This window comes from Nocardia testacea NBRC 100365 (assembly GCF_000308775.1).
GTDB classification, from domain to species: Bacteria; Actinomycetota; Actinomycetes; order Mycobacteriales; family Mycobacteriaceae; genus Nocardia; species Nocardia testacea.
The window spans coordinates 1-7,942 of record NZ_BAGJ01000016.1; the positions used below are offsets into that span (position 1 = coordinate 1).

Sequence of the window (7,942 nt, forward strand, 5' to 3'; positions counted from 1 at the left end):
GCGGTCGACCGGCCGCGCGTCGCCGGACTCGGCGGGCGGCAGCGGACGGGTCGGCGGCGGGGCCGGGCGGTGGTTGCCGGGGTCGGGTTCACGATTGCGGTGTGGCACGTTCGGCGGGGGGTAGCGGTCGAAACCTGGATGCCGCTGGGGTGGCGGAGACTCGCCGGCGGGCCACTGACCGCGATCGGAACCGGAGGGCTCGCGGGAAGTGGGCACATCATCAATTCTGGCCCACGGTGGTGCCCGGCAAACTCCGCCCTGCTCACGATGACCGGAAAGTGAGATGTGTCGCTGTCCCGCGGCGCCGGTCAGGCCGGGACGAAACGGACCTCGAACACCGTGGGCCAGTACTTCCCGGTGAGCAGGAAGCGGTCGGTGCCCGGGATCTGGGCGATCCCGTTGAGCACGTCGGTCTGCGCGCGTTCGGCGGGTGGCAGCAGCCCGGTGGCATCGACGACCGCCAGGACACGCCCGGTTTCCGGATCGATGCGGAGAATCTCGTCGGTGGGCCAGGCGTTGGCGTACACCGAACCGTCCTCGGCGCATTCGAGTTCGTTGAGGCGCGCGTCGGTGCGCTCGGTGAGCCGCACCGACCCGGTCGGCGCGAAGGTGACCGGGTCACGGAATGTGAGCCCGGCCGACCCGTCGCTCATCACCAGCCGCCCGTCGCGGGTGCACAGCCCCCAGCCCTCGCCCTCGTACCGCACCCGGTGTTTCTCGGCCAGCGTCCGTGGGTCGCGCGCGAAAGCGACTCCTTCTTTCCAGGTGAGCTGCCACAGCGTGTCGCCGGCCAGGGTGATGCCCTCACCGAAGAAGGGCGGCGGCAGGTGGGTACGGGCGAGTTCGGCGCCGGTCGCGCGATCGGTCGTCCGCACGCCCGAGAACCCGACCATCCCGGTGCTCTCGTAGAGCACCGCACCGTCGATCTCCAGCCCCTGCGTGAACGCGCCCAGATCGTGGCCATGGGTCGCCAGCACCTCGATGTCCAGGCGCGGAACCGCGTCGTCGGTGTTCCGGCAGGCGGCCGCGGCGAGCAGGCAGACCAGCGTGGCACCGACCCAGGTACGCCGAGTGTGCTTCATACGGCAAAATGTAGACCGTGAGCGCAGTATCTGTTTCGGACACCGAGGTGCGGACGATCCTGGCCGGGGCCGTCGACCTGGCTCGTAGTGCGCTCGTGGACCTGGAACCGACCGGGGTCGGAGCGCATCTGGGAGTCCGCGCCGAGGACGAATGTTCGGCGACGCACCGTTTCGAGGCCACCCTGCCCGGCTACCACGGCTGGCAGTGGGCGGTGGTGGTGGCCGCCGCGCCCGATACCGACCGGGTGACCGTGAGCGAGTCCGCGCTGCTGCCCGGCCCCGACGCCTTGGTCGCGCCGGAGTTCGTGCCCTGGGAACAGCGCATCCGGCCCGGCGATCTGGCGCCCGGCGATCTGCTGGCCCCACCCGCCGACGACCCGCGCCTGGCTCCCGGGTACACCGCCACCGGCGACCCCGAGATCGACGAGACGGCCCCCGAGGTGGGCCTGGGCCGCAAACAGGTGCTCAGCCGGGAGGGCCGGGCCGAGGCCGCCGAACGCTGGTACGCCGAGTACGGCCCCGATGCCGAGATGGCCAAGGCCGCTCCGGGCTCCTGCGCAAGCTGCGGTTTCTATCTGCCGCTGGCCGGTGCGCTGCGCGCCTGTTTCGGCGTATGCGCGAACGCGATGGGTGCCGACGGCCACGTGGTGCACATGGGATACGGCTGCGGCGCGCATTCGGACACCCAGTTGCCGACGGGCGCCGGGTCGCCGATCTATCAGGCCTACGACGATGCCGCCGTCGAGTTGGTCGCGGTGCCGCCCAAGGCACCAGAAGCCGCCGCCGCGAGTGCCGCGGCCGCCGAGGCCGATATCGCGCCGGACGCGGTGGTGCCGGGGCAGACGGTCGGCGCCGTCCCACAGGCGAGTGAACCGGAGCCGGACGCGGCGGGCGCACCCGGATCCGGGCCCACTGCCGAGCCTGCCGGTAACGAGACGGCCGGATCCGCCACCGCCGGGCCGCCTGCGGGTATCGCCGCCGAATCGGGCACGGAGGGCACGCTCGACGCCGCTACGGAGACGGGCACCGAAACGGTTGCGGAGTCGGGCACCGGACCGGTTGCCGGGTCGAGCTCCGAAACGGTTGCCGAGTCGAGCACCGAAACGGTGGGGGAGTCGGATTCCGGGCCCGTCACCGGACCGAGCCCTGAATCGGTTGCCGAGTCGAGCCCCGGACCCGTCGCGGAGTCGAGCACCGGCCCGGTCGGTGAGTCCGGCGCCGCGGCGACTGTCGAGTCGAGCGCGGAAGCGGTTACCGAGTCGAGCTCTGTGCCGACAGCCGAATCGGGCATCGGATCGGTTGCCGAAGCTACTTCCGCCCGGGACACCGGTGGATCGGACGCGCAGTCCGGCCCCGGGTCGGCGGCCGAAGCCGTGGACACCCCGGCGGCGGAAACGACCGGCGATCGGGTGGCCGAGGTCGATTCGGAAACTGCCGACCGAACCGCGGCCCGCCCGGTGGATACCGCGACGGCCGGCGCTGGTTCGGCAGCTGGCACGGACGAGCCGGTCGAGGTGACCACCGAGGGTGCGGATCCGGCGGAGCCCGGCCTCGCCGCCACCGCATCGGATGCCTCCCGGCCGGCCCCCGAGCATGCGTCGGCCGCGGCAGCGGACCCCGGAACGGACACCGACGCCACGGACCGGACCGGTGGAGAGGACGCCGGAACGGACAGTGGCGAGGAGACCGCACCGTAGGCCGGTGACTCGGCCCCCGGCCCGTCCGGCGACCGGCCCGGGTAGTGGGTCGCCGGTACCTCTTCTGTCTGTGGCAGGCCCGATACACCCGGGCACGTACGCTTGCTCGCGTGAGTGAGACCGGTGCGGTGGGCGATACGTTCGGCCCAGTGCGAACAGAGCCCGGCGGCGCGGATCCCTTCGGTACCGCAGAGCTGCGTGCCGCGGTGCTGGCGGCCTGGCGCGATTCCCCGACCCGGCTGCGTGAGGACACCGCGACCGAAGCCGATCTGGTGCGCGCCGGTTACCGCGATCGCCTGCTGACGGAGTTGGCGCAGAACGCGGCGGACGCGGCGGTGAAGGCCGGGGTGCCCGGCCGGATCACCGTAACGTGCACGGGCCGGACCCTCTCGGTGGCCAATACCGGCGCGCCGCTGGATACCGCCGGAGTGCACGCGCTGACGGCCCTGCGGGCATCGGGGAAATCGGGGAGTGCCGGGGAGACCGGACGGTTCGGCGTCGGTTTCACGGCCGTGCTCACGGTCTCCGACGAGCTCGAATTCCGTTCCACCACCGGCTCGCTGCGTTTCTCCCGGGAGCTGACCGGTGCGGCCCTGCGGGCGTCCGGCATTTCGGCCTCCGGCGAGGGAAGCGCGCCCGCACCGCCGGTGTTGCGCCTCGCCTGGCCGGTGGCCGCCGCCCCGGCCGACGGCGCGGACAGCGAGATCGTGTTGTCGCTGCGTACCGGAATCGACCCGGCCGGCCTGCTGGAATCCATGCGCGCCGAGGCGGTGCAGCTGCTGGTGGAGTTGCCGGCGCTGCGCGAGATCCGGATCGGCGACGAGGTGGTGCGCGCCGAGAGCCGTGATTCGCCGTTCGCGGGCGTACGCGAGTTGCGGATCAGCGGCACCGGTACCGAACAGGTGTGGTGGGAGTTCCGGACCGCGCGGGCGCGCTGGCTGCTGCCGGTGCGCGACGGAGTCCCGGTGCCCGCCGCGCCCGACGTGTTACGCGCGCCGACCCGTTCGGACGAAGAGCTGTCCCTGCCGGCGATCCTGATCGCCGATATTCCGATGCAACCCGACCGCCGGCGCGTGCTCCCGGGCAACCATCCGGCCGAACTGGCTGCCGGGTACGCCGATTTCGCCCGGGCCCTACCCCCGAGCTACCGCCTCGTGCTGGTCCCGGCCGCGGGGTTCGCACGAAGCGAGACCGACGGGCTTCTTCGCGAGGCGATCCTGCACGAACTGCGTACCGGTGCCTGGCTACCGGTGGTCGCCGCGCCCGTCGACGCCGGACTCGGCGAGTCCCCCGGGGAAGATATTCCGGATGACCGGGTGGCCGTCCCCGCGCGGGCCGGCGTATTTCCCGATCTCACGCCCGAACTGGCCGAGCTGCTGGGTGGGGTGCTCGATCCGCTGGTGGTTCCGGAGCTGTCCGGTGCCCGCTACGCCGAGGCGCTCGCGGCGCTGGAGGTGCACCGGCTCGGCCCGGCGCGGCTGGCGGAGCTGTCCGCCGGGCTGGACCGGCCGCCCGCCTGGTGGTTCGCTCTCTATTCCGCACTGGAGCCGTTCGTCATCGACCCGCTGACGGTGGAGGAGCTCGGCGCCCTCGCGGTGCCGCTCGCCGACGGTCGGTCGGTGACAGGCCCGCGGACGGTGGTGCTGGACGACGAACTCACGGCGTTGCCCGCGGCGGTTCCGGTGCACTGGGCGCGGCTGGTGCATCCGGCGGCGGCGCATCCGCTGCTGGCGCGTCTCGGTGCGCGGCGGGCGCGGATCGCGGATCTGCTGTCGGATCCCGCCCTACAGGCCGAACTGGGCGAGCACCCCGACGACCCGGAGACGATCGAGGCGGTGCTCCGATTGGCCGCGGCGGCCGATCCGGCCGAACTGCCGGACTGGCTCGGCATGCTCGAACTCCCCGACAGCTCCGGTGGGACGCGCCCGGCCGACGAACTACTTCTCCCCGACGCCCCCTTGATCGAACTCCTGGTTCCGGATTCGCCGTTCGGGGTCGTCGCGCGGGAGGTGGTCGCCGAATACGGCGCCGACGCGTTGCGGGCGATCGGTGTCGGATGGGATTTCGGGGTGGTCGCCGAAACCGACCCCACCGGCCCCGACCATCACCTCGACGACGAGGAGACCTGGTGGTCCGGGCTCGCCGCGGATCCCGCGGAGCTGGTCGCCGTGCGTGACCTGGACCTGGTGGACGACGCGGCCTGGCCGGAGGCGCTGTGGCGGTTGCTCACCACGGAACGCACCCGCCGGCTGCTCGGTGATCCGGACGGTTACACGGCGTGGTGGTTGCGCCACTATGCCCGGATCGACGGAATCGCGCTGGGCGGCTATCGGCATCCGGCGGACACCGAATTCGCCGGATTGCTACCGGAACTGCCGATCACCGGCCTGTCCCGGGCCGACCTCGACGCCCTGCGCGGCTGCCTCGCCGCCCCCGAGGCCATGGACCACGAGCTGGTCGACGCGCTGCTGACCGCACTGGCCGACAGTGCGAAGACCCCGACGCCCGAGGTGGTCGCGCTGGTTCACGCCCGGCTGGGCGCGGCGGTGCCGCGGCTGGAACTGAGCACGCTCGATCCGCCCGATCGGGTCCGGGCCCTGTCCGGAGCGGTGATCGACGCCGGCGACGCCCTGGTGCTCGACCTGCCCTGGTTCGGTCTCGCGGTACCCGCGGACCGGCTCGTGGTCGCCGATCCGGCCACCGCCGCCGACCTTGCGCTGCTGCTGGACCTACCGTTGGTCTCCGAACAGGTCGACGCGGAAGTAGTCGGCCGGGGCCACGAAACCGATTGGGCGCGGGAGCCGCTCGGTGTGGTGCTGCGCCGGCTGTTCGATCTGCCGCCGCAGGACGGGCCTCTGATACTGCACGACGAACTGCGTATCCGGCTGACGGGCGCGGTCACCCGGACGGTCACCGTGCCGTGGTGGCGGGACGGTTCGATCACCCATATCCGGCGACCGGCCCGCCCCGACTGAGCGGGCTATTCCGCGTGTCCGGCCAGTGCCGCGGCGAGCAGATCGAGTTGGGTGCGCACGCTTTCGCTGTCGTTGTCGACCAGCCAGCGCAGGACGAGACCGTCGATCACGCCGAGTGTGAAGCGGGAGAGCTGTGCCACCGGAACCGTCCAGGTGCTCCCGGTGGCATCGCGAGCGTGATCGAGGATATCGGCGACGGTGGAATCGTTGAACGCGTACTGTTCCCGGGCGATTGCCAGTTTCGCGGGGGTCTGCTCGCCCTCGCGCAGGGCGTAGGTGGTGGTCTCGTAGGTGAGCAACTGGCGTTCGGGTGTGGCTTCGATATTGAGCCACATGAGTTCCAGCCCCGCGCGCAGCAGATCGCGTAGTGCCGTATTGCCGCTGCCCGCTTCCTGCCACACCGATTCGTTGGCGTCCACCGAATCGCGCAACTCCATCGACAGCGCCTTGACCAGCTCGGTCATCAGCGCGTCCTTGTTCTCGAAGCAGTAGTGCACCACGCCTAGCGAGACACCCGCCGCCTGAGCGACATCGCGGGTGGTCACCCCCGCGACCCCCTTTTTCTCGGCAAGGCCGATCGCGGCCTCGATAAGGTGGGCCCGTCGTTCTTCGACGCTCAATCGGGAGGACACCTGAGCGAGTTTGACCCGATAGGCTCGAACAGTCAATTCCCCGGCGGGCAGCACTCAGCGGCCGAGGTCCCGCTGGACTCCCGGCTGGCTGCGTCGGACGGTATCGCCGTCGGTCCCGCAGGCCCGGCCGCGGCGGTCACAACCCGGTCTGGGCGCCCTTGTCGCCGCGCCGCGCGCCGCGGCGTTGTACCGCGAAAATGATGTACCCGAGCAGTCCGACCGCCAAACCCATCAGGCAGACCGGGCGGGCCGATTCCCACCGTTGCCCGCCGAGCCAGACCACCACGGTCGCGACGGCGAACAGCGCGCACCCGAGGGCCAGGACCGGCCGCGGATCGGTCAGCCAGGCGGGGAACTGCGGGAGCTGCGGGTCCATTCGATCAGCGTAACCGCTGTACGCACGCCGATCCGACGTGTGTCACGTATGGTTCACTTTGTGACTACCCACTCGGATGTGCGGGCGCTGGCCAGCGACCTCTCGCTGGCGGTGGTGCGCTTGACGCGGCATCTACGGGGGCGGCGTGCGGAATCGCAGATATCGCTGACCCAGCTCTCCGTCCTGGCCACCCTCGGCAACGAGGGCGCGTTGACACCCGGGGCGCTGGCGGCCAAGGAGCGGGTCCAGCCTCCGTCGATGACCCGGGTGATCGCCTCGCTCACCGATCTCGGCCTGGTGGAACGCAACCCGCATCCGACCGACGGCCGGCAGATCATCGTATCGCTCTCCACGGCCGGGCACGCGCTGCTCGCCGATGAACGCAGTGCCCGGGAAGCCTGGATGAGCGCGCAGCTCGCGGGTCTGGAACCCGATCAGCTCGAAGACCTGCAACGGGCGGTCGCGATCATGAACCAGATCGTCGCCGATTCGGAGTGAACCGGTAGCCACCGGACCCGGCGGAGCGGAGATCGTCCGCGATATCGCGCGCCGTGACCTCAGCGGGCCGCGAAGGGCCGGTCGCTGTCGACGATTTCGCGGCCCAGCGGGAACAGCGCGAGCGGGATCAGTTTGAGGTTCGCCCAGGCGAACGGAATACCGATGATCGTGCAGGCCAGGGCGATGCTGGTGCCGAGGTGGCCCAGGGCCAGCCACCAGCCGGCGACCACGAACCAGATGATGTTGCCCAGCAGCGCACCCGCCCCGGCTCCCGGTTTCTCGACCGTGGTGCGGCCGAACGGCCACAGCATGTAGACGCCGTTGCGCAGCGCGGCGACCCCGAACGGGATCGTGATGATGAGGACGAAGCAGATCAGGGCAGCCAGGAAATAGCCCAGCGCCATCCAGAACCCCGCGAGGACGAGCCACAGGATATTGAGCAGGAGCTGGATCGGCTTCATATTTCGAGCATGCCCTAAAGCGGCGCCGAGCGCACCCGCCCCGGACCGCCCGTGATGGGGGTTGGCAGGATGGGCGCCGTGGCCGTGGTTCTCGAAGTGGACAGTGTGGACGATCCGCGGGTCGACGATTTCCGCGACCTGAAGGCCGCCGACCGCAGACCCGACCGACCCGGTGGGAAGGGCCTGGTCATCGCCGAGGGGACCGTGGTGGTGCGGCGGAT

At 71.1% G+C, this 7,942-nt stretch carries 7 protein-coding genes and 2 pseudogenes; 4 read left to right on the top strand and 5 right to left on the bottom strand.

Going from position 1 to position 7,942, the window contains the following annotated elements:
• Together ON38_RS36975 and ON38_RS02960 are read right to left on the bottom strand one after the other, a co-directional pair.
• Nucleotides 1-216, bottom strand: a pseudogene (locus tag ON38_RS36975) (MFS transporter); the annotation flags it as partial.
• Between the two features lie 92 nt (nucleotides 217-308).
• The gene (locus ON38_RS02960) at nucleotides 309-1,082 is read right to left on the bottom strand and encodes a glutaminyl-peptide cyclotransferase (protein WP_039822154.1); all 774 of its coding nucleotides are present in this window, start codon (nucleotides 1,080-1,082) and stop codon (nucleotides 309-311) included.
• A 17-nt stretch (nucleotides 1,083-1,099) separates the two neighbouring features.
• Between ON38_RS02960 and ON38_RS34625 the strand changes: the two genes are divergently transcribed.
• Nucleotides 1,100-2,779, top strand: a complete 1,680-nt coding sequence (locus ON38_RS34625; RefSeq protein ID WP_085995330.1) for a DUF3027 domain-containing protein — start codon at nucleotides 1,100-1,102, stop codon at nucleotides 2,777-2,779.
• 110 nt (nucleotides 2,780-2,889) lie between these two features.
• On the top strand, nucleotides 2,890-5,754 hold the full coding sequence (locus tag ON38_RS02970) for a sacsin N-terminal ATP-binding-like domain-containing protein (RefSeq protein ID WP_306306649.1): 2,865 nt from the start codon (nucleotides 2,890-2,892) through the stop codon (nucleotides 5,752-5,754).
• Nucleotides 5,755-5,759: 5 nt separating this feature from the next.
• On the opposite strand, the gene ON38_RS02975 is transcribed toward ON38_RS02970, so the two are convergent.
• Complete coding sequence (locus ON38_RS02975) at nucleotides 5,760-6,386, bottom strand: TetR/AcrR family transcriptional regulator (RefSeq protein ID WP_039822156.1); 627 nt, start codon at nucleotides 6,384-6,386, stop codon at nucleotides 5,760-5,762.
• Between the two features lie 136 nt (nucleotides 6,387-6,522).
• Nucleotides 6,523-6,762, bottom strand: coding sequence for a DUF2530 domain-containing protein (locus ON38_RS02980; RefSeq protein WP_039822158.1), 240 nt, complete (start codon nucleotides 6,760-6,762; stop codon nucleotides 6,523-6,525).
• Nucleotides 6,763-6,810: 48 nt separating this feature from the next.
• Between ON38_RS02980 and ON38_RS02985 the strand changes: the two genes are divergently transcribed.
• A complete protein-coding gene (locus ON38_RS02985) occupies nucleotides 6,811-7,260 on the top strand; it encodes a MarR family winged helix-turn-helix transcriptional regulator (RefSeq protein WP_039822159.1) in 450 nt (149 codons plus the stop codon).
• Between the two features lie 59 nt (nucleotides 7,261-7,319).
• Here the strand turns inward: ON38_RS02985 and ON38_RS02990 are convergent, their stop codons facing one another.
• Nucleotides 7,320-7,721 (bottom strand): YccF domain-containing protein, encoded by a 402-nt coding sequence (locus ON38_RS02990; protein WP_030522800.1) that lies wholly within the window; start codon nucleotides 7,719-7,721, stop codon nucleotides 7,320-7,322.
• A 69-nt stretch (nucleotides 7,722-7,790) separates the two neighbouring features.
• Between ON38_RS02990 and ON38_RS37340 the strand changes: the two are divergent.
• Nucleotides 7,791-7,942, top strand: a pseudogene (locus ON38_RS37340) (TrmH family RNA methyltransferase); the annotation flags it as partial.

Excerpts from the sequence above, each read along its gene's own strand:
- ON38_RS02960 (WP_039822154.1), bottom strand. The coding sequence starts at position 1,082 with ATGAAGCACACTCGGCGTACCTGGGTCGGTGCCACGCTGGTCTGCCTG.
- ON38_RS02980 (WP_039822158.1), bottom strand. The coding sequence starts at position 6,762 with ATGGACCCGCAGCTCCCGCAGTTCCCCGCCTGGCTGACCGATCCGCGG.
- ON38_RS02985 (WP_039822159.1), top strand. The coding sequence starts at position 6,811 with ATGGTTCACTTTGTGACTACCCACTCGGATGTGCGGGCGCTGGCCAGC.
- ON38_RS02990 (WP_030522800.1), bottom strand. The coding sequence starts at position 7,721 with ATGAAGCCGATCCAGCTCCTGCTCAATATCCTGTGGCTCGTCCTCGCG.